Raw genomic sequence first — 20,273 nt, 5'->3', positions numbered from 1 at the left:
CATATTCCGAACATTTACTTCGCTTCATTCATGAATGCTCTTACGTCTTCAGCAATTTTTTTGAATTGAGTATGATGTAAATAATGTGAACCATCCATAGTGATTACTTTCCCATGTACTGAATCTTTGATCTGCCCTTCATGCAGCGGTATCCATCCTTCTACACCTTCATTATTTGCTTGTACAAAGAGAAGAAGTGGAAGGTCTTTAGGGAAGGTTAAACCTTGAGCACCTTTAAAATTGGAATAAATATGATCCATCTCGTTTAATGACGTGGGATTATACATGTTTTTATTCGAGATCATTTTCATCTGCTCAACCGTCTGATCATCAAATGCAAGTCCCTCATAGGGGTCTGCACTCACTTTCATCATTAATCTTAAGAGACCTGTATTTCTGAGAAGCGCAAACGTTTTTAATGGGAACTTCGCATCTGTAATACTTGGTTGGGTGGAAACACTACTGTCAATACCAACAAAAGCAGTCACCTCATCCGGATATTTGTTCACATAATCAATGCCGTAAATGCCTGCAATAGAATGACCCATGAGCATGTACTGATGAATATCAAGTTGTTGCAGAGCTTCATGAACTTCACTTACGATATTCTCTGTGGTTCTTTCTTTTTCAGTTTCATCACTTAATCCATAACCGAATGGCTCAACTGCAACAACTTTGTAAAATGGAGACAATTCATCGATAAGCAACTTGAAATCAAGCGCTGGTGTTGCTGTTCCATAACCGGGCAGAAGCACAATCGTTTCCTTGCCTTCACCTTGAATGAGCACATTCATATTTTTCCCGTCTACAGATACATGCTGACCGTAGGGCTCTATCTTTTTCGCCTCTGAATTACTACTAATCACATTTGTGATATAAACAATACCTAGAAACAAAATAATGGCGATTACGATTGCTCCTAGTATTTTAAGTATAATGTTTCGTACTTTCTTGGCCCTCGATCCATTCTTCGCTTTCTTTTCCTCTGGTTGTGTCACTCTCATCTTCTCCTGTCTTGAACTGTTTGTTCGACTTTCTTCTTTGCCGCTAATGAAATCTTAATCCATGAAAATGTACTCCCCGTGACGTCAATATGAACTGAATATGAACAAGCAAATAAATTAATAATTACGGCGACGTCATTGGCGGATAAATTTCCGTGAACACATTATTGGATATCCTTCATAAATCCCCTGAATTTTTCAGCAATTTCTTTGGCATGGGAACGATACAAATAATGATTTGCTTCCAACAGCACCACTTCACCATGTACAGAATCCTTTATTAACTTCTCGTGCTCGGGAATCCATCTGTCCGTTGCCGGGTGATTCTTTAGAATAAAGAAAATAACAGGAAGATTTGGAGGAAAAGTTAATACTTTAAGTAAAATGTTAAATACTTTCTTTCATTTGGTTCCATCCCATTTTTTCTTCTCTCTTTCTTGTGTCACATACATCTACTCCTATCCTCACCTGTTTAATGGCCGTAACAAGCCGTTAATGCAAGCCTAACCAACCAAGATGTCCTCATCATGACGACAATATGAACGGAGTATGAACTAACAAAAAAAGGCCACGTTTCACATGCGAGGGAGCTCGCATGTGAAACGTGGCCTGAAAATATGGTTTAGACAATCGGATGGATATTCTACACATCCACCTTATCCTGTAAGCCTAACTATTCCGTTGGTGGAGTGATTGGCAACGTGACAATAAAGGTCGTTCCCTGACCAGGTTCACTTTCTACTCGGATGTCCCCTTGATGAAGCGATACAATCTGTTTAACGATAGCAAGTCCCATACCACTGCCGTCATACTTGCGACTGTGAGAACGATCCGACTTGAAAAATCGTTCGAATATGCGCTTCTGGTCTTCAAGAGGGATACCGATACCTGTGTCGGAGATTCGAATAGTCACGTTCTTGATATCCTGCTTGGTGCTGACGTGAATTACGCCGTCATCCTTGGAAAATTTAATACCGTTGCTGAGAATATTCGTCCATACCTGGTTCAGCTGGTCGTGATCAGCCAAGACTTTAACTGCTTGGAGATCGAGCTCAAAGTGAATGTTGCGAGCAGACCATTGTGGCTGGAGAGTTACAATGACCCGCCTGATCTGTTCATCCAGGCTAAGTGTGCTAAGTCGTGGTTGCTGTGACTGCGATTCAAGCATACTCAGCTTGAGCAGATTATCACTCATTTTGGACATCCGCTTCGCCTCGGCGATGATAATATCAAGATATCGGCTTCGTTCTTGCTCTGAGAGATTTACTTGTTTCAGCGCTTGAGCATAACCAGATATCGAAGTCAGCGGAGATTGAACCTCGTGTGACACATTAGTTACGAATTCCCTGCGCATCTGCTCCAACTGCTGCAAATCATGCATCATTTCTTCGAAACTGCGCGCCAATGTGCCCAGTTCTCCGGTTTGCTTGATATTCAGCTTGACGTTGAAATCTCCAGCAGCGATCCGCTTCGTTGCTTTTGTCAGTTTTTTGATCGGTCTAACCAAAAATATGGAAGCAACCAGAATGATAATACTTCCTGCAATCAATGAACAGGTTGCAAAGATCGAAGCCCATTGGACGACAAACAAGGAAGAAGGTGGAGCGAGCGTCTCAAAAAACATTGCTTTCGCTCCCATTTCCGTTTTCACCGGTAAACCTAAAAGAACTGTTGCAATACCGTTCGGATTGTCCTGGACTACGCCTCCATCTAACACTTTCTTTAGTTGCTCTTTCGTCACCGTGGCCGATTTATGTCCGTTAAGCTTTCCATACGACTGGAACTGACCCGATGCATCGTAAATTCGAATATGATATGAATTCAGTAGCTTCATTCCACTCACGAACGATTCTGCTTCACTTAATGGAAGGGTCTTGTAAATCTGCACGACATCTTGGCCGAAGTTACGTATGTTAATTTGAGCATTTTCATTCAATTGATCTTCGAAAATCATCGTGGACATAAAAAAAGAAATGACTGTGCCGGCGATGACGGAGACCAGAAATGTCAGGACCACACGGATATATAACGATCTAATCATTCGTAAACCTCAAGCCGGTACCCCAGACCTCGCACCGTTTCGATCCGAAAATCGGGTGTTGTTGCGAACCGTTCACGCAGGCGTTTAATATGTACGTCTATCGTTCGATCATCACCGGCGTAATCAATACCCCAGATTTGATCGATCAATTGCTCACGTGTATAGACTTGTCCGGGTGTTCCAGCGAGTTTATAGAGCAATTCGAACTCCTTCAGCGGCAACGTAAGCGACTCTGTTCCGCTTGTCACCTTGTAGGTTTGTCGATCCAGGATGACGTTGCCGAAATGGATCGTCTGCGTGGAGCCGATTTTGTATCGTTTCAGTAATGCTCGAACACGAGCCGTGAGCTCCAACGGATCAAACGGTTTCGTCAGATAATCATCGGTTCCCAGTTCGAATCCCTTCACTTTCTCCCAGGTCTCCCCTCTCGCCGTCAACATGAGCAACGGAAGATCAGGATTGGCTCTTCGCAGCTCCTTGCATAACGTCCAACCATCCATGATAGGCATCATGATATCAAGCACAACAAGATCGACATGTGTTGAGCCATAAACGGTCAGTGCCTCCTTGCCATCCGCAGCTTCAGCCGTTTCAAATCCGTCATTTCTCAAAAATAAACAGACGAGTTCACGAATGTTCGGATCATCGTCAGCAACTAGTATTGTAGGCATTTGTTTCCTCTTTTCCTGTTTCCATGTCATGTAGTCGTAACCATTATACTATTAATGGATTTGTAAAAAGCAAGACAGAATTTTCTGCATGCTCGTTTTGGTATGAAGAAACTGTTTCACACGAGAGCCATTGGCCCCAGAAGGATGAGGGAATCCCCATAAAATTTTTCCATTGTCTATCCGATGTTCATCAAGCAATTGATGAAGTACAGCCTCCACCGATTTTCCTAATGGAATAATAAGAGGATGCTTTAACTGTTCCAATTCAGGCAGAAATGACTCAAGTACAGATTGATACAAAAATTCACTTTGAGTAATGGAAGGCTGATGTCCATTGTAATTTTGCTTATTCATCAAGACTGGATATCGAATCAGAGAAGTTGTATGTAATAATATACAATCTGCTTCAAACAGCCTTTGCACATGGGGCACTTTTAAATATTCATGCAAGCTTATCTCCTGGAGCATTTGAATCAAGTTGGTACGCATGGAGCCGGCCATTCTTGCCGCTATTTTGGCTTCTTTACAGGCTTGCTCATATGAATGATGTTCCTTCAGAGCTTGGATGGCCGTTCTATAAGCAATCTCCATCTGTTGCCAACCTGGTGTGATGCCCACAAGCATGGCTTTTGCGAAAGGATTGATATATTCATTATGTGGAGAATAGAATATCTCAATCTCTCCCGAAGAGCTTAATTTCAGATCATTAATCAGCAGTTGTGCTTTAGTATACTTTGGCTGTATCGGGAATGAATTCATTATGTCAGTCAGACGCTTTTGGTGAGTGGAAGATATCAGCACAATGCTCACTCCTTATGGCCTTATGTGTTTGGCTTCCCTGTAAATTATCACTTGTATCTCTTATTTTGTACAAAAAAAGCCGAATTCATTGAAATAAAAAGGGGTAATTGACAGACAACGTCCATCGATTACCCTTTATGGCATTCTTTTTAGGCTGAATGGACCGGCAGTTGTACTGTGAATGTTGCACCTTCTCCCGGCTCACTAAACACAGAGATGGTGCCATCATGCACCTCCACAATCTTATGCACGATGGACAGACCTAGCCCACTGCCTCCCATGGAACGTGTACGGGATTGATCCACCTTGTAGAACCGTTCGAATATGCGAAGCTGATCCTGTTTGGTGATACCGGGACCACTGTCCGTAATGCGAACACTGACCTTGTCTTCACTCTGCGTAAGGAAAACATCAATCTTTCCACCTTCTGGTGTGAACTTGATTGCATTATGAATCAGGTTGATCCACAACTGAATCATCAAGTCCTCGTCAGCAAAAATTTCAACTTCTTCCAGCTCTACGTTCATATCAATTTTTTTGTCATCCCATTGGGGTTCGCAAGCCAGAACAAGAGTCACCAGCTGCCGATCCAATCGGTAAGATGTTTTATGAGATGCATGCTCGGTTGAATCCAGAACGGCGAGTTTCATCAAATTATCACTGAGTCTGGACAAACGGACACATTCCGTCTCAATGATCGTCAGATACTTTTCCCGTTTCTCCTGATCCATATCTTTATTTTTCAACGCCCTCGCGAATCCGCTGATTGACGTGAGTGGTGATCCGATCTCATGTGATACGTTCGAGATGAACTCCTGACGTAAATCTTCCATCACTTTGAGGTTCGCTGCCATATCGTTAATACTATCTACCAGCTCGGCAAACGGATGATTATGTCCTGGCCTTCCGTTTCTTTTCACATAAGCCGAATCCAGATTTACACGAAAATCACCACGGGAAATACTTCTTAACGCCTGAATCATCTCGTGAAGGAAGTCATATTCCCTACCTTTGACCAGCGGACCGATAATGACAATGAATAATCCAAAAAAAATAAATCCGAGCATGGCGTTGATGAGTAAACTAATCAGGTCATGCGGATTCCACGAAATATAGGCATACACACTTTTGGTCATGTAGAAAGCTGCTGTCCAGCAGGAAAACAGGGCCAGAGATACCAGAATGACGTTTCTGGCAATATGAAGAAATCCAGCCTCCTGCTTCATTGCCTTACCTCCAGGCGATAGCCCAAACCTCGCATAGTACGAATGACAAAAGCATGCTCTTCCTCCGGAAACCGTTCACGAAGCCGCTTGATATGCACATCAATTGTCCTCTCGTCCCCTTCGTAATCATAACCCCAGATCTTTTCGATTAACTGATCACGGGTAAAGGTCTTGCCAGGATAACTTGCAAGAGTAAACAGCAGTTCAAATTCCTTGCGTGGCAAAACAATATCCTGATCACCTTTCTTGCACTCAAACGTATCACGACGCAGCACCAGTTCACCAAGCAGTATCACTTGTGAAGTCATAATCCGATATCGTTTCAATAATGCCTTCACTCGCGCAACCAGCACCAGCGGATCAAAAGGCTTCACCAGGTAATCATCCGTCCCAAGTGTAAAGCCTTTGATGATCTGCGAGGTTTCCCCTTTTGCCGTTAACATCAGCAGCGGAAGATCCGTCTGCTGCCGCAACTGGCGGCACAGTTCCCATCCGTCCATGCCTGGCATCATAATATCGAGAACGACGAGGTCAACCTTATGGTCAGCGAGTAATCGCAGTGCATCCAAACCGTCAACAGCCTCGATTACGTGCAAACCCTCCTGCTGTAAAAAATGTCCTACCAGCTCTCGGATATGCGGGTCGTCATCAACGACCAATATGCTTGTCAAAGTGACCACCTCCATTTTTTCAACCTTGCCTTATACTCCACATTCTGTCAAGAAGAAGACCTTATACCATAGAGGCATAACGTCTCTTTCCTGACATGGTACACTTTTTAGCAAAATTTATAATTTCCAATTACGTTCTGCGCATATATGCCCGTACTGTCAATGGTGCAAAAATGGCTACAATAACCGCAGCTCCGGCAAGGCTGGTCACCAGATCTGTACCCATTGTCCCTTGATTCGCCAATTCCCGTACAGCCGAGACCAAATGGGATATCGGATTGACATTAACTACCCACTGAAGCCAATTCGGCATCGTATCTACCGGAACGAAAGCGTTCGAAGCAAAGGTGAGCGGAAACAATACGAGCATGGAAATCCCTTGTACACTGGACGCTGTACGTGCAATCACACCGAGAAAAGCAAAAATCCAACTGATGGCCCAAGCGCACACAATAACCAGTAATCCTGCCATGGCGACATGAGCCAATCCACCTGCAGGGCTATATCCTAATAAATATCCAATCGTAAAGGTAAGGAACGTTGCAATGGTATAACGGATCGTGTCTGCCAGTAATGCTCCGGCCAGTGGCGCAATACGTGCTATAGGTAATGATTTGAATCGGTCGAATACCCCTTTATCCATATCCTCACGCAATTGCACACCAGTAACAACTGAGCTTGTAATTACCGTCTGCACAAGTATACCCGGAATAATGACCAACAAATAAGCTTGAATATTTCCCGAGATTGCACCACCAAAAATGTACGTAAACATCAATGTGAAAATGATCGGCTGTAGCGTCACATCGAATAATTGCTCTGGTGTTCGTCTAACCTTCAAGATCCCGCGATAAGCCATCGTTAAGGAATTCCGGACGGTTTGCCCAAAGCTTGTGTATTTTCTCAGCTTCCGACTTGGGTTTTGTTTCGCTATTGTACTGTTCATACGTGCAACTCCTCCACTGCTTTTGATTCTTGAGACGTATGAGACGTATGAGACGCATTGCCACTCGCATCTTGGCCCGTAATGGTAAGAAACACTTCATCAAGTGTAGGTTTCTGGACACTCATCTCTGCCAGATCAATGCCTGCGGAACGGAAGGCAATCAGTAGATCTGCTGCAATATTCGCATTTGCCATCGGTGCAGTAATCTTCCCTGCTTCCGCCGATACGCTGGAATCTGTCCGAAGGATCTGCTCCACAATCTGACGGGCGTGTTCAATCTGTGTCGGTTCCTGGATACGCAGTTGAAGTGATGCAGTGCCAACTGAGGCTTTCAAATCATCCACCGTGCCTTCGGCAACGACATGGCCCTGATCGATTACGGCAACACGGTCGGCCAGTTGATCCGCTTCATCGAGATATTGTGTTGTCAGAAGCACCGTTGAACCAGTCTTGACCAACTGGCGAATCGTATTCCACATCTGTGCACGTGTCCGTGGATCAAGTCCAGTCGTCGGTTCGTCCAGAAAGATTAGCGGCGGCTGAGCAATAAGACTTGCTGCCAGATCCAGACGGCGGCGCATGCCTCCCGAGAACCCTTTAATCGGACGTTTCGCCGCCTCCGTCAAGCCGAACTCCTCGAGCAGCTCTGCGGTCTTGCGCTTCGATTCTGCGCGGCCAAGACCCAGAAGCCGAGAAAATATCATCAAATTTTCATTGGCACTAAGTGACTCGTCAACAGATGCATATTGTCCTGTAAGTCCAATCAGCTGGCGTACAATATGTGACTCCCTCACCACATCATGCCCAAATATTTTGGCTGATCCTCCATCCGGCCGAAGCAGCGTGCCCAGCATACGAATTGTTGTTGTTTTCCCTGCTCCATTCGGGCCCAGTACGCCGTAGATCGTACCTGCCTTTACGTTCAGATTTACACCATCCACTGCACGCTTATCTCCAAAGATTTTTACAAGCCCCTCTGCTTCAATGGCCCAATCTCCAAGTTCATTACCTGTTGTTCTTTGCTGTGTGTTTGTCAATTGTGGTTCCTCCCATATCGTTTATAGGGGAAGAATAACGTACTTTTATGAACTGAATATGAATGAAAACGAAAGTTTTCAATTTCAAAATCACAAAACCCCGCCAAGGTCCAGATGGACACCGGCAGGGTTCGGATCGGATTTATAATACTCTAATTTGCAGGTTTGATATCAAAAAAGTCCAGTTCTCCATATCCTTCACCTTTGGAGAAACGAATTTTGTTCACACCAGCCTTTAACTGAACTCTCGCTGTAGACAGTCCCCAGTTCTCCCATCCCTTGTTCGTGATGTAGAAAGGAGTGGCTGTGCCTCCATTCACACTCAGCAGCAGGTTGGACCAGTTTCCACCTGCCGTGCCATTCGCCGTCCTCGCCAGGAGAATATATGGGCCTGCAGCTGCTGCATTGACGTTAAATTCTACATAGCTGTCCGCCGTATCGATATGCCCAGCTTTCATGCCGCCTGAACCAGAAGGACTCTGGGATGCATAAGCGATCCCCCCAAAGGTTCCCTCTTCTCCTTCAAATCGAACGATTGACTTTTCTCCTGAAGGCAGGGCAATAGGTGCGTTGGGATTCACCGGTGTACCCAAATTCGGGGTATTGTCGCCATTCCAAGTGAACTTCTGTGAGCGGATTTCGCGATTCCATCCGGAATTATTGAATTTTGCGGTGTGGTACATGATCCAGTCCTCAGTCCCGTCAGGCGATTTCGTAAAGGAATGATGACCCGGACCATATAAGCCGTTGCCGGATTGGAAGATAGGTTGACTGCGCTTGCTCCAGGATGCCGGATTCAGCAAATTGCTTGAGGCGTTGGCGGTAATAAGCCCCAGACAATAGTCATTGGTCCAGCTGCCACTTGCCGAATACACAAGACTAATAACACCGTTTCGAACGATCACCTGCGGTCCTTCATTTACATTCGGGGAATGATTGGTTTCCCAGGCGTAGGTTGGTCGTGCAATCTCCACACGATTCGAATCGATAGTCCAGGGATTGCTCATATGGGCAATGTACAGATTCTGCCTTACATTCGTATCCCCTTCCCAGCCCGACCAGATGAAGTACAGCTGTCCGTTCACCTGTAATACTGTCCCGTCGATAGCCCACTTGTTGGTGGGGTCCGTGATCTGTCCTTTGTATTGCCAAGTCCCCTGTGTGGGATCAGCTGAAGTATTTTCCATAACATACATGCGGTGATTGACGTTGTCTCCATCATCCTTGGCATAATAGATGTACCATGCACCGTTGATGTAATGAAGCTCAGGGGCCCAGATACCGCAGCAGCCGGTATTCACCACTGTGGTTGGAGCCGCATCAATGGTTGTTAATTGAGCTGACTTCCAGATGGTAACGTTTCCGCCTGTCGTTTTGGTGAAATAATAGAATCCGTCTGTGTGCTTGTAAACCCATGGATCTGCTCCATCCTGCATCACTACATTATAGAAGTTATTCTGAACGGTAGCTGCACGCGTCGTCTGTCCCATTGGGAAAATAAGAAATGCACATAAGGCCAGCAACAATTTGTTCCTGTAATTCATTATTTTCATCTACAGCCACGCTCCCTATAGGACTATGAATCATCCCTGTACCTGACCTGCAACGTTCAATCTTCGATGGCAGCCTTGCGGGAATTAATGCGACGAATCGTTTCCGGGTCGAATTTGGGACGGCGATCATAGGTGTACAGTCCATTCACTTCCTGTTCCACATCATATAGCTGGGTATAACAAAATCCGAACATTTTCGGATGGTCCAGTAGGACATTGGTTAATCCCTCATAACGTGCAATGAAAGCTTCTTCGGATTGTGGTCTGTCCCCGTACCCCCAAGCGTTCTCATCTTGCTGATCCGGATTCCACCAGATACCGCCATACTCGCTAATAAAATAAGGCTGCCCTTCATACGTCTGCCGCTCTGGAAAGGTATTGAATACTTCCCCACCGCTTTTCATCGGTTCATATCTGGCACGGAACGTTTCCGGGTTCTGATCATAGTCATGCAAATCGAAGATATCCGTCACCACATGAAAGTTACCGCTGGTATCAATGACAGGCCGTGTCGGGTCCATACGTTTGGTCATCTCATAGACAATGCGTAGCACATCGTTATCCTGCCGGGTTCCATTACGATCCCACGTTTCGTTGAACGGACACCAGCCGATAAGCGATGGATGATTGAAGTCACGTTCCATGCCTTCCATCCATTCCGGCAGGAACCGGGCGAGACTTTCGGTCGTTGTAATATCCTGTCCCCAGTTGGCATGTTCTCCCCATACCAGGTAACCAAGCTGGTCAGCCCAATACAGGAAACGTGGCTCAAACATCTTTTCGTGCAATCTCGCTCCATTAAAGCCAAGCTCCATAGAGATCTCGATGTCCTTGCGCAAATCCTCGTCGCTGGGTGCCGTGTAGATGCCATCCGGGTAGAAGCCCTGATCCAGCACGAGCCGTTGAAAAACAGATTTCTCATTGATGCGGAATGCCATGCCGTCCAGCCTCACTGTCCGCAGTCCGAAATACGAGGCAACCGTATCGCTGGTCTGATTCTGCCCATGCAGCTTCAGTTCCAAGTCATACAGTTTGGCGTTCCCTGGCTCCCATAAGTGGATTTCGGATAATGGAACGGTAAGCTTCACAGCAGGTCCATGAACAACCGCTGTCGCCGATCCAACATCCTTGCCGTCAAAGCAGGCAGTTGCAGCCAACTCCCCTCCAGCAGCGTTACCGCATATTTTCACTTCCAGGTGCACACATGCATTATCCGGATCAGCCGCGACTTTCATGTCGGAGAGATACACCTCTGGCACCTGCTCCAGCCACACCGTTTGCCAGATGCCGGTAGTTCGCGTGTAATCGCAGCCATGCGAGTGGAATCGTTCGCTCTGTTTGCCTCGCGGCTGAAGTCCAGAACGCACATCGTCTTCCGCATAGACCGTGACTATATTCGTTCCCGATGAAACATGGGATGTGATGTCCAAATGGAATGGCGAATAGCCTCCCCGATGCTTGCCAACGGCTTTTCCGTTGACCCAGATCTCGGCTTCGTAATCAACAGCCCCAAAATGAAGCAAAATGCGTCCATTCACCCAGGTATCCGGGATAGAGAATTCCCGTTTGTACCATACTGCTGCCATAAAATCGGTATAGGCCACCGCGGACAGCTTACTCTCTGGACAGAACGGAACAGTGATTGTTCCTGAGAGGGGATGTTCGGACTGCTCATAACCGCGTTCTTTCCCACTTTTGCCATGATCCATTTCGAACTGCCAAGTTCCGTTCAGATTGATCCAATGGTTACGCACCCACTGAGGGCGAGGGTATTCCGGGCGTGGTGTCAGTGTCATCTTCTCTTTATTCATACGTAAATCACTCCTATTAGCCTTTGATTGAACCGATGTATACTCCTTTTACAAAGTACTTTTGCAGGAAAGGGTATACCATCAGTATTGGAATGGTGGACACAACAATGGTGCAATATTTGACCAGTTCCCGATAAGCGGTCGAACTGCCCGCACTATCAATCACGACCCCGCCTGCACTGCCCATGCTTGTTGCGGTGGAGTCGTTTGCTACCAGAATTTCTTTCATTAAAAGCTGCAACGGAAATTTGTCCCGGTCCTGCAATAGAACCATGGCATTAAACCAGGAATTCCAGTTGCCGACCAGATAATAGAGGAAAATAACAGCCAGCGTGGCTTTGGATAGCGGCAAAATCACGTACATTAGTATTCGCGCCTGACTCGCCCCATCAATGGTTGCTGCCTCTTCCAGTTCCAGCGGAATCGCCTGAAAGCCGGTCCTCAGAATGATGATGTTCCAGGTACTCAGCGCCGTAGGCAGAATCATCGCCCACAAATTGTTGAACAAGCCGATATCCTTCATTAAAAGGAACCAGGGAATCAGTCCTCCTCCGAAGAACATCGTAATTGTGATGACAATCATGATTGCATTTTTAAAGTACAAATCGCGTCTGGACAGGACAAAAGCCCCCATAATAGTCATGACCATATTGACGAAAGTACCCAGTCCCACGTAAATTAACGTGTTTTTATAACCCACCAGGAGACTGTTGTCCTTAAAAATCAACTTATATCCATCCAAAGTGAAGCCCAATGGTTTAAGTAGAAGTCCCTTATGCGCCACTAATCGAGCCGGATCGCTGAAGGAAGCAAACACAATATGCAAAATAGGATAGAGACAGGCCAGCGTCAACAGGGTCAGCAGCGAATAATTGAAGAGGTCGAACATTCGGTTGCCCATCGTTTTGCGATATTTCATTTCGGTTCATCTCCTTCCTACCACAGGCTGACCTCAGAGTGGCGTTTTGCAATTCGGTTCGTCGCCCACAGCAAAGCGAAATTGATGATTGCGCTCAACAGTCCAACAGCCGTGGAATAGCTCAGACTTGCTTCCCTTAACCCTCTCCGATATACGTAGGATGCAATGACATCGGCGGTATCATAGGTTAGAGGATTATAGAGAAGGATAATTTTCTCGTAACCGGATGCCATCAGGCCGCCAATTGCAAATATAAACAGAATTACGATAACCGGGCTGATCTGGGGCAACGTAATATGCCACATCTTTTTGATTCTACCTACGCCGTCCATATCCGCTGCTTCATATAGAGTAGGATCGATCGTGCTCATCGCAGCCAGATAAATGATGCTCTCCCAACCAATACTCTGCCAAATACCCGAAAAGATATAAATCGGCCTGAACATGGATGAGTACCCAAGCAGCGAACTGTATTCCTTGCCTGTGATGAACTGCAATACCTGGGTAATGATGCCTTCATCTGCAGTAAAGATATGAATCATGCCGCAGACGACGACGAGAGAAATGAAGTGAGGCATGTAGGTAATGGTCTGCACGACTTTTTTGAATCTGCTGTTCCGAGCTTCATTCAGCATTAATGCCAATAGGATCGGGGCCGTGAAACCAAATACAATTCCCCACACATTTAACAGCAGCGTGTTCTTCACTACTCTCCAGAAATAGGGACCCTCAAAAAATTCAATAAAGTGCTTGAACCCAACCCACTGGCTGTCTGCGAAGCCAAGAAGGGGCTTGAAATCTTTAAAGGCAATCAGTACACCCCACATCGGTCCGTAACAAAAGACGAGAAACCAAGCGATCACAGGGATCGCCAGCATGTAGGCAAACCAGTTCTTTTTAAAATCCTTTTTAATGATTTGACCCGTATTTTTGCGTTTGGGGGCGATCATCCCGCTGCGCAGCTCCCTGTTTTTTCGTACAGTCAGCATCTCATAGGCACCTCGTTTCTAACTCCTCACAGTTCAGAAATCCATGCTACCTTTGGTTATACCGATCCAGCGCCGCCTGATGGATACTCAGGAATTCATCCAGCCCCATCTTCTTGGCATCGGTTAGAAACTTGTCATATGCATCAACCTGAAGTTCGCCCATGATGATCTTGGCAAAATACTCGCCCCGCAGCGTGGACAACTGGTTGCCCAATTCAGCCTCCCGTGATGCTTCTTCCTGAGTAAACGTGATTGGAGGCATCGCCATGCTCGTATCCATGTTCTCCGTCCACTCTTTCCGAATATCTCCGGAATAACTTCCTTTGGCAACAATCAGTGGATTGGAATTATGCTCGTCACGAATGGCTGGCCAGGAATGCATACGGTACTTCAACAACGTCGTCGCAACAGGTTGGCCTTCCGGATCTTTGTAAATATAGCTATCTTCATGAAAGTACGGTTTGCCGTTTTCATCGATTAAGTGTACCGTTCCGTATTCTCCATAATTGAGAATTTCCCAGCCTTTTTTGCTGTAGTTAAAATCAAGCCAGGCCATTGCCGCTTCCACATCTTCGCATTGCGTGGTGATTGCTGCTGTGGTCCCTGTTCGTTTGAAGTTCTTGTAGGTTGTTGCTGATTTATCGCCTTTGTTCAGAACAGGATTAAGTGCGCCAACAAAATCGATATTGTTCTGCTGCTTCCAGTAACTCCACATCGTATCCGGTGAATCCATCATGACTGCGGTCTTATCCGAGATCGCGCTTGCCATCCTTTGGTTAAAGTCTGCGGTTGCCCAATCCCGATTAAGCAGTCCTTCCTTGTTCCACTGCTGCATCGTTGCCAGGTATTCCTTGGCTTTGGGTTGTGCAGGACCCCAGGCGACTTTTCCATTCCCATCCAGGAAGGTCCAGTCCCATACGCCGTATGCGCCGTTAATAATGCCTGTAAAGACCTGGCCATAAGAAGATCCATAATTCAGCGGTTCAGCAAATCCAACTTCTTTGCTTTTTTTCAAAAAAGTGTGCCATTCCTCGATTGTGGTCGGTACTTCCAATCCCGTCTTTTCCAGTGCTTCCTTCTTGATTAACGTACCGAACCAAGTCCATTCGGAATACGGTGCGATTCCGTAAAAACCGAGGAGCTTACCGCTATCGGTAACGGTCGTTTTTCTTCTCGTCTCATCCGAGTTCCGCCATGCTGAATAGTTGGGAGCATTGGTTTCCATCAAGTCGGTGAGATCCTGATAAGCTCCGTCATTCAAACCGGCTTCAAGACCTCCCGGATAACGTTCAGGATTGATAATGATATCGGGCAGCTCCCCGGACGAAATCATCAAGGTAAAGGCATCTGCCTCTTGTCCCACGGGTGGTGTGATGAAGTTGACCTTGATTCCGGTTAGTTGCTCGACCTGCTTTTGAACCACCTGTTTGTTCATATCCGGGATGTTGGGATTCGCTGGCATCCAAACATCCAGCGTGACATCTTTCTTATAGGGATACGCCGAGTAATCGTTCGGGATGGTTTCATCGTAAAGATCTCCCAAATAGGTGTCATTTAACGTGTGATTTACTTCGTCACTCTGCGCTTGTGTAGGTGCTTTATTACCCCGGATATCCTGGCTTATATCCTTGAATGTGACGTTGTTCCTCTCTTTGGCAACCTCCTTCTCCTGCGATACCGCTTCTCCCGCATCATTTCCGCTGCTGCATGCTGCAGTCGAAACCATAAGCACCGACACCATTAACAGACTGAATAGCCGCTTTGTGTATTTCGCCATATCCATCCCCCCCGCTACGAATTAGAAATTCTCCCCAGAACGATGTTGAACTGATTTGTAATTTTCTGTATTTGAATCACAGTATAATTACACAATAATTAGATGTCAACGCTTACAAATTATTTTATTGTAACAAATTACATCAGGTATTTTTGCTTACTTTTCCATCAATCAGCATGAAAAAAATTGAATCAACCACTGAAAAATACATCAAAACGCTGTTTTAATGCGGAAATTCGCCTGTTCAAAGCCAACATAAATATTGATTTCTTTCCCTCATGACAGCATGCGTTTTCATCAAAGCATTTATTTACTTCGATTTAATTACAAAATAATTGTAACTATAGGCATACCTATCCACTTTTCTCGAGTCTTATGTCTTACTCTCCCGATGGAATTTGGAGCGCATGATCATCACTGAAAGGCACACCGAAATCTGGTGTTCCATCCTTGTTCCATTCAAATTTTTGAATGCGCGTTGCCCGTAAACCGGTATCTGCACCTGGTGCAGGAAGGGCATGAAATACGATCCAGTCCTCCAGGCCATCTGGTGATGTAGTAAAGCTGTTGTGCCCCGTGGCATATACACCATTCTCCGTACTCTTCCGAAAAACAGGCTGTGGGGACTTGGTCCAAGATGAGGTCAGCATCGGATCATCCTCTTCATTCATGGTCAGCATGCCAAGTGCATAATCTTCCGACCAGGTTGTGCTTGCCGAGAAAATCAGAAAAACTCGTCCATTTCGATGCAGCGTAACCGGGCCTTCATTAATGGCCATTCCGCCTTGCTTTTCCCAAGAAAGGGTAGGCGCTGTTAATAGCACATGGTCACCTGTCAGAGAGTAAGGATTAGACATCCGCATAATATAGATCGCTGACCCATAGTCCGGAAAATGACCGTAGCCTGCGTACAGAAAATAGAGCTGACCATCCAGTTTCAGCACGGTACCATCCAAACCAGGCACAGGAGTGTCCAGGGCCCCCTTCCACACCCAATCGCCATCCATGGGATTCGAGCTTTCATTCTCCAGCACGCAAATCCGCCGTGAATCGTCCCCTCCCCCATCATTGGCCGTATAGTATATGTACCATTTTCCATTCAAAAAATGGATTTCCGGTGCCCACAAATGATGGCTGTAACGCCCGCCAGGCTCCGGTGACCAAATGATTTTCCGAGTCCCTTCATTAATTTGCGATAATCGGGGGGACTGAATAAGCTCCAGGTAATTAGAGCGTGTGCGCATAAAATAATAATTGCCATCGGAGTGCCTATAGACCCAAGGGTCTGCGGATTGCAGTGCCACCGGGTTACAAAAAGTTGTCCTGTTCGTCATCTCTTTTCTCTCCCTTCATGTCGTGCTATTTTCTATTATCTGGCAGGATTGGTTTGCAGACAATTGTGAAAACGCTTTAATTCAGTTGTAAAAAAAGACTACCTTCAAGCGATTTCGTCGGTCGAAAAAAACGCCCTCAGACGGTTCTCCTGTTGGAGCCTTACTGAATGTTTTGCATCCGCCATTCCAGTGGGGTAACCCCGACAGATCTGACAAAATAATCATAAAATCTGCTGGAAGAGGTAAACCCTACTTCCGACGATATCATTTCAACAGCCTTATTGGTTTGTTGTAACAGCCGTTTGGCTTCCATTAGACGAAGATTGATAATGTATTGCTTCGGAGAAACCCCAACTGTTTCCGTAAATTTCTTTCGCAGATTGCTTTCCGACAGAAAATGTCGAGACGCCAACTCACTAACCGTAATCGGCGTATAGTAAGCCGAATGAATCTCTTTCAGTACTTCCTGAATGATGCCTTGACCCGTTGGATCGTTCACAGCATGAGCAGCTTCGAGTGAGCAATTTCGCTGGAACAGTAGCAGTGTAGTCTCTAGCGCTAGACGTATTAAATGGCTGGAGTCAATGCTCGGCTTTTCCTCGGATCGCCACTCCTTCTCCAATTCGGACAAACTGATATCTGCCCAGCGAAGACTGTCTTTATTGAGATGGGCAAGCTGAATGCGATTCCTCAGATGGTCCTGCCCATGGAAGAGATATCGACAATGCACGGGCAGGTAGTCATGGTAATAATGTACAGAAATGCCCTGCCATGGCTCGGTACACACATAACCGTGATACAGCCCTGGCGGGATCATAATGAGGTCACCTGCAACCACTTTGACATTCTGCTCTGGTGAACTGTAATACCCTTCTCCATCCAGTATAAGTGTCAATTCATCATAAGCATGTGAATGGGACTTGAATAAACCTTCACCCTGCTCCAGATGAAACAAGTTTGGTTTAAACCGCTCGATACTCACGATAAATGAGGTACCATTATTTGGCATATATCGCATCCTTATCACCCGCATTCATTGTATACCTTACCTGCATAATAATGTGCTGTTCATGATCCCCAAACTCATTGCCAAATAGGTTCATGCCTCCCTTATGCCTGGCATCCGGATGAATTCCAATGCGTAATCTTAACTTGGGTTTATCCTCGAGATGAAGATCTGACAAGGACACATCCGAAATTTTCTCCTGGTCCAGCATGGTCTGGTTGCTGTCCACACGCCATTTTTTGAGAATACCGTATTGAGTGGAACCATCAGACCACCATGCCGGATTCAGTTTACCACGACGGTCGCCCAAATCTCCGGGACTAGTCCACATCCCGATCTCAGTGCCATTCACCCAAACGGAAATATCCGAGGGCCAATCATTGTTATAGGTGGCTACTTCAGAACAGATTTCCATGGACAATTCCAAAGCTTCAATCGTTGCGCCTTGCGGAATATCCATCGGAAGTAAATATTCCAAATAACCTTTTGCCAGCCAGATGATCTGAGCATCAATATGCTTGGGGTGATAGAAGCTTGCCGGGTCGTCTTCCTTCAGAATCATATCCTCCGTACTTGCCATGCCGCATGTTGGCGCAACTTCACAGTCGCTGTAATGCCCGATCGGCATCTGTACTTCATAGATATTCGTATTCCGTGTGGGAAAGGAACTCACTCGATCCAGGGCAATATGAATATCATCATAATTGCGGCTGCAAACCTTCATGGCCCCACGAGAGGCTGGGAGCATTTCCGTATGTATTAAATTGGCTGCCTCCAGCACTTTAATATGGTTGGCTACCGTTGACACCGGCAGGTTAAGTGCTTCGGCAATTTCGATAATGTTTAATTTATTGGCATTTAGAAGCTGGAGAATGTCAATCCGGGAACGAGTCGACAGGGCGTGGGTTACAGTTACCAGTTTTTCCGGGTCGTTAAAGCTGAGTTCCAGCACGTATTTTGCTCTCCTTTGGAAAATATTAATTAAAAATAATTCTACTGAATAACAGGGATAAACACAACGTCGCCATGCTTCATCCTGCTTTCATAGAAGTAATATGCATTTCTTGTGAGAGGAAGGTTATATGTGATAAGTGAAATACAACAAACAATTGGATCATCTGCACCATAAAATCGATCTGCTCATCAAGGAACAACAGCTTCTCGCTCAGCAGTTTTCCGTTCCTTACGGAAACAGAGGCATCACGCAGAAAGAAGACCACTTCGAGTCTTCATCGCAACCTCCTCTAATGTGATCTTCTCATATAATATTGTATGGTTACTCTTGTAAGTCCTTCTCTACTCTGTTACGTAAACAGCTGTTTTGTCATACGTATGTTCATTTGCCAGCTTTAGCATAAATTCAGCCAAATTGCTACGGGACAGCTTCAGCTTACGCGAGTTATCCCTATGAATCTCTGCCTCATGAACATAGTTTCCATTATATGCATCTGACGTAAGAACCGGAGGTTGAATCAAAACCCAATTAAGCTTGCTACTGGTAATGATTGCATCCTTTTCCCTGTGATCACGAAGCAAGTTCGTCATGAATTTTGGGATGATGTACTTGTATAACAAGCCCAGTTTACCTGCGTCTGGATGAACACCGATAAAAGATACGTGAATGAGTTTCCCGGTATCGTTATTCTCCGCCGCCTGAACGATGTTCTTCATGGCATCGATCAATGGCAAGTCCCTCCTGAACATTCCTTTGGCACCCAACACTGAAAAAACGGCGTCATATTTCTCCTTGCTCAGCACATCGTTTATATCCGAATAACGTGTCGCCTCTCCCTTTTCTACGTTCAGATTACGATGCGACACACTAATCTTGGATGGATTTCTGACATATGCAGTAACCGTATGGCCTGCTTCCAGCGCACGTAACATCAGCTCATTTCCTGTTCTTCCGGTAGCTCCAAAAATAATGATATTCACTTACTCACTCCCCTTTGATCGATTTGTCCTGAAATTCATTAAGAAAGCTTTCGATATTGCCAAAAAGTTTCCTAAGCTTCGAAAAATCACTTTTCGTAATATCCAGAAAATAAAAATTCATGGTGCCTTCCCGACTTACTTCAATAAGATTTGCATCCTTTAATATCTTCAGGTGATGGGAGACCGCTGGACGAGATAAATTGGTCTGTTTGGCCAGATCCCCCACACGGATTCCCCGATCACTGTCTATTTCACTCTGAATTAATGCCATAATAATGGACTGACGTGTCTGATCTCCAATAGCAACCAGTGCTTGTTGACAATCATTGAATTCACTTGCCAGTCTTTTCATGCGATCCTGTTTAGCCATGAACCTTCCCCTCTGTCAAATGGTTTAATTCTACGAACCATCCTAGCACAAAAAACAACTAAATACTCATCGGGAAAGATAATCAAGACGAATGAATGAGAGCTCCGCTTATTCAAAATGAAAATAACTGGTCAGACATTTCAGAAAATAACTTGAACGTTATAAAAGCCGTAGTTCGGATG

General features: G+C 45.5%; 19 protein-coding genes. 1 reads left to right on the top strand and 18 read right to left on the bottom strand.

Annotation, left to right across the window (positions count from 1 at the left end; translation table 11 throughout):
* Positions 1-14: 14 nt before the first annotated feature.
* The 16 genes from ACFVQB_RS05090 to ACFVQB_RS05015 all read right to left on the bottom strand — a co-directional run bounded on the left by ACFVQB_RS05090 (position 15) and on the right by ACFVQB_RS05015 (position 18,738).
* Entirely contained in the window at positions 15-998 is a 984-nt protein-coding gene (locus ACFVQB_RS05090; protein WP_379435293.1) for an alpha/beta hydrolase, read from the bottom strand.
* Between the two features lie 679 nt (positions 999-1,677).
* On the bottom strand, positions 1,678-3,045 hold the full coding sequence (locus ACFVQB_RS05085; protein ID WP_379435292.1) for a sensor histidine kinase: 1,368 nt from the start codon (positions 3,043-3,045) through the stop codon (positions 1,678-1,680).
* A complete protein-coding gene (locus tag ACFVQB_RS05080; protein WP_094938571.1) occupies positions 3,042-3,716 on the bottom strand; it encodes a response regulator transcription factor in 675 nt (224 codons plus the stop codon). Before ACFVQB_RS05080 ends, ACFVQB_RS05085 begins: the two co-directional genes overlap by 4 nt.
* A gap of 51 nt (positions 3,717-3,767) precedes the next feature.
* A complete protein-coding gene (locus ACFVQB_RS05075) occupies positions 3,768-4,307 on the bottom strand; it encodes a hypothetical protein (protein WP_379435291.1) in 540 nt (179 codons plus the stop codon).
* 359 nt (positions 4,308-4,666) lie between these two features.
* Positions 4,667-5,743 (bottom strand): sensor histidine kinase, encoded by a 1,077-nt coding sequence (locus ACFVQB_RS05070; RefSeq protein WP_379435290.1) that lies wholly within the window; start codon positions 5,741-5,743, stop codon positions 4,667-4,669.
* Positions 5,740-6,414: a response regulator transcription factor gene (locus ACFVQB_RS05065; RefSeq protein ID WP_379435289.1), complete on the bottom strand. Its 675-nt coding sequence runs from the start codon at positions 6,412-6,414 to the stop codon at positions 5,740-5,742. Before ACFVQB_RS05065 ends, ACFVQB_RS05070 begins: the two co-directional genes overlap by 4 nt.
* Before the next feature lie 130 nt (positions 6,415-6,544).
* Positions 6,545-7,360, bottom strand: a complete 816-nt coding sequence (locus ACFVQB_RS05060; protein ID WP_379435288.1) for an ABC transporter permease — start codon at positions 7,358-7,360, stop codon at positions 6,545-6,547.
* Positions 7,357-8,397, bottom strand: coding sequence for an ATP-binding cassette domain-containing protein (locus ACFVQB_RS05055; protein ID WP_379435287.1), 1,041 nt, complete (start codon positions 8,395-8,397; stop codon positions 7,357-7,359). Before ACFVQB_RS05055 ends, ACFVQB_RS05060 begins: the two co-directional genes overlap by 4 nt.
* Before the next feature lie 152 nt (positions 8,398-8,549).
* Positions 8,550-9,941, bottom strand: coding sequence for a family 43 glycosylhydrolase (locus ACFVQB_RS05050; protein WP_379436336.1), 1,392 nt, complete (start codon positions 9,939-9,941; stop codon positions 8,550-8,552).
* 65 nt (positions 9,942-10,006) lie between these two features.
* Complete coding sequence (locus ACFVQB_RS05045; protein WP_379435286.1) at positions 10,007-11,761, bottom strand: glycoside hydrolase family 2 protein; 1,755 nt, start codon at positions 11,759-11,761, stop codon at positions 10,007-10,009.
* A 16-nt stretch (positions 11,762-11,777) separates the two neighbouring features.
* The gene (locus ACFVQB_RS05040; RefSeq protein WP_379435285.1) at positions 11,778-12,680 is read right to left on the bottom strand and encodes a carbohydrate ABC transporter permease; all 903 of its coding nucleotides are present in this window, start codon (positions 12,678-12,680) and stop codon (positions 11,778-11,780) included.
* 17 nt (positions 12,681-12,697) lie between these two features.
* A complete protein-coding gene (locus ACFVQB_RS05035) occupies positions 12,698-13,669 on the bottom strand; it encodes an ABC transporter permease (RefSeq protein WP_379435284.1) in 972 nt (323 codons plus the stop codon).
* Positions 13,670-13,715: 46 nt separating this feature from the next.
* Positions 13,716-15,446 (bottom strand): type 2 periplasmic-binding domain-containing protein, encoded by a 1,731-nt coding sequence (locus ACFVQB_RS05030; RefSeq protein WP_379435283.1) that lies wholly within the window; start codon positions 15,444-15,446, stop codon positions 13,716-13,718.
* 380 nt (positions 15,447-15,826) lie between these two features.
* Positions 15,827-16,780 carry a glycoside hydrolase family 43 protein gene (locus tag ACFVQB_RS05025; protein ID WP_379435282.1) on the bottom strand — a complete coding sequence of 318 codons (954 nt, stop codon included), beginning with the start codon at positions 16,778-16,780 and terminating at the stop codon, positions 15,827-15,829.
* A 160-nt stretch (positions 16,781-16,940) separates the two neighbouring features.
* Positions 16,941-17,789 (bottom strand): AraC family transcriptional regulator, encoded by an 849-nt coding sequence (locus ACFVQB_RS05020; RefSeq protein ID WP_379435281.1) that lies wholly within the window; start codon positions 17,787-17,789, stop codon positions 16,941-16,943.
* On the bottom strand, positions 17,779-18,738 hold the full coding sequence (locus ACFVQB_RS05015) for an ArsR/SmtB family transcription factor (protein ID WP_379435280.1): 960 nt from the start codon (positions 18,736-18,738) through the stop codon (positions 17,779-17,781). Before ACFVQB_RS05015 ends, ACFVQB_RS05020 begins: the two co-directional genes overlap by 11 nt.
* A 139-nt stretch (positions 18,739-18,877) precedes the next feature.
* On the opposite strand from ACFVQB_RS05015, the gene ACFVQB_RS05010 reads away from it, so the two are divergent.
* Positions 18,878-19,039: a hypothetical protein gene (locus tag ACFVQB_RS05010; RefSeq protein ID WP_379435279.1), complete on the top strand. Its 162-nt coding sequence runs from the start codon at positions 18,878-18,880 to the stop codon at positions 19,037-19,039.
* Positions 19,040-19,082: 43 nt separating this feature from the next.
* Here ACFVQB_RS05010 and ACFVQB_RS05005 read toward each other — a convergent pair whose 3' ends face one another.
* Together ACFVQB_RS05005 and ACFVQB_RS05000 are read right to left on the bottom strand one after the other, a co-directional pair.
* The gene (locus ACFVQB_RS05005) at positions 19,083-19,721 is read right to left on the bottom strand and encodes an NAD(P)-dependent oxidoreductase (RefSeq protein WP_379435278.1); all 639 of its coding nucleotides are present in this window, start codon (positions 19,719-19,721) and stop codon (positions 19,083-19,085) included.
* 4 nt (positions 19,722-19,725) lie between these two features.
* On the bottom strand, positions 19,726-20,091 hold the full coding sequence (locus ACFVQB_RS05000) for an ArsR/SmtB family transcription factor (RefSeq protein ID WP_379435277.1): 366 nt from the start codon (positions 20,089-20,091) through the stop codon (positions 19,726-19,728).
* Positions 20,092-20,273: the final 182 nt, after the last annotated feature.

It is taken from the genome of Paenibacillus sp. NPDC057886 (assembly GCF_042796655.1).
GTDB lineage: Bacteria > Bacillota > Bacilli > Paenibacillales > Paenibacillaceae > Paenibacillus.
Note: the sequence above shows the minus strand (reverse complement) of the source record. Positions and strands in the feature narration are given on the sequence as shown.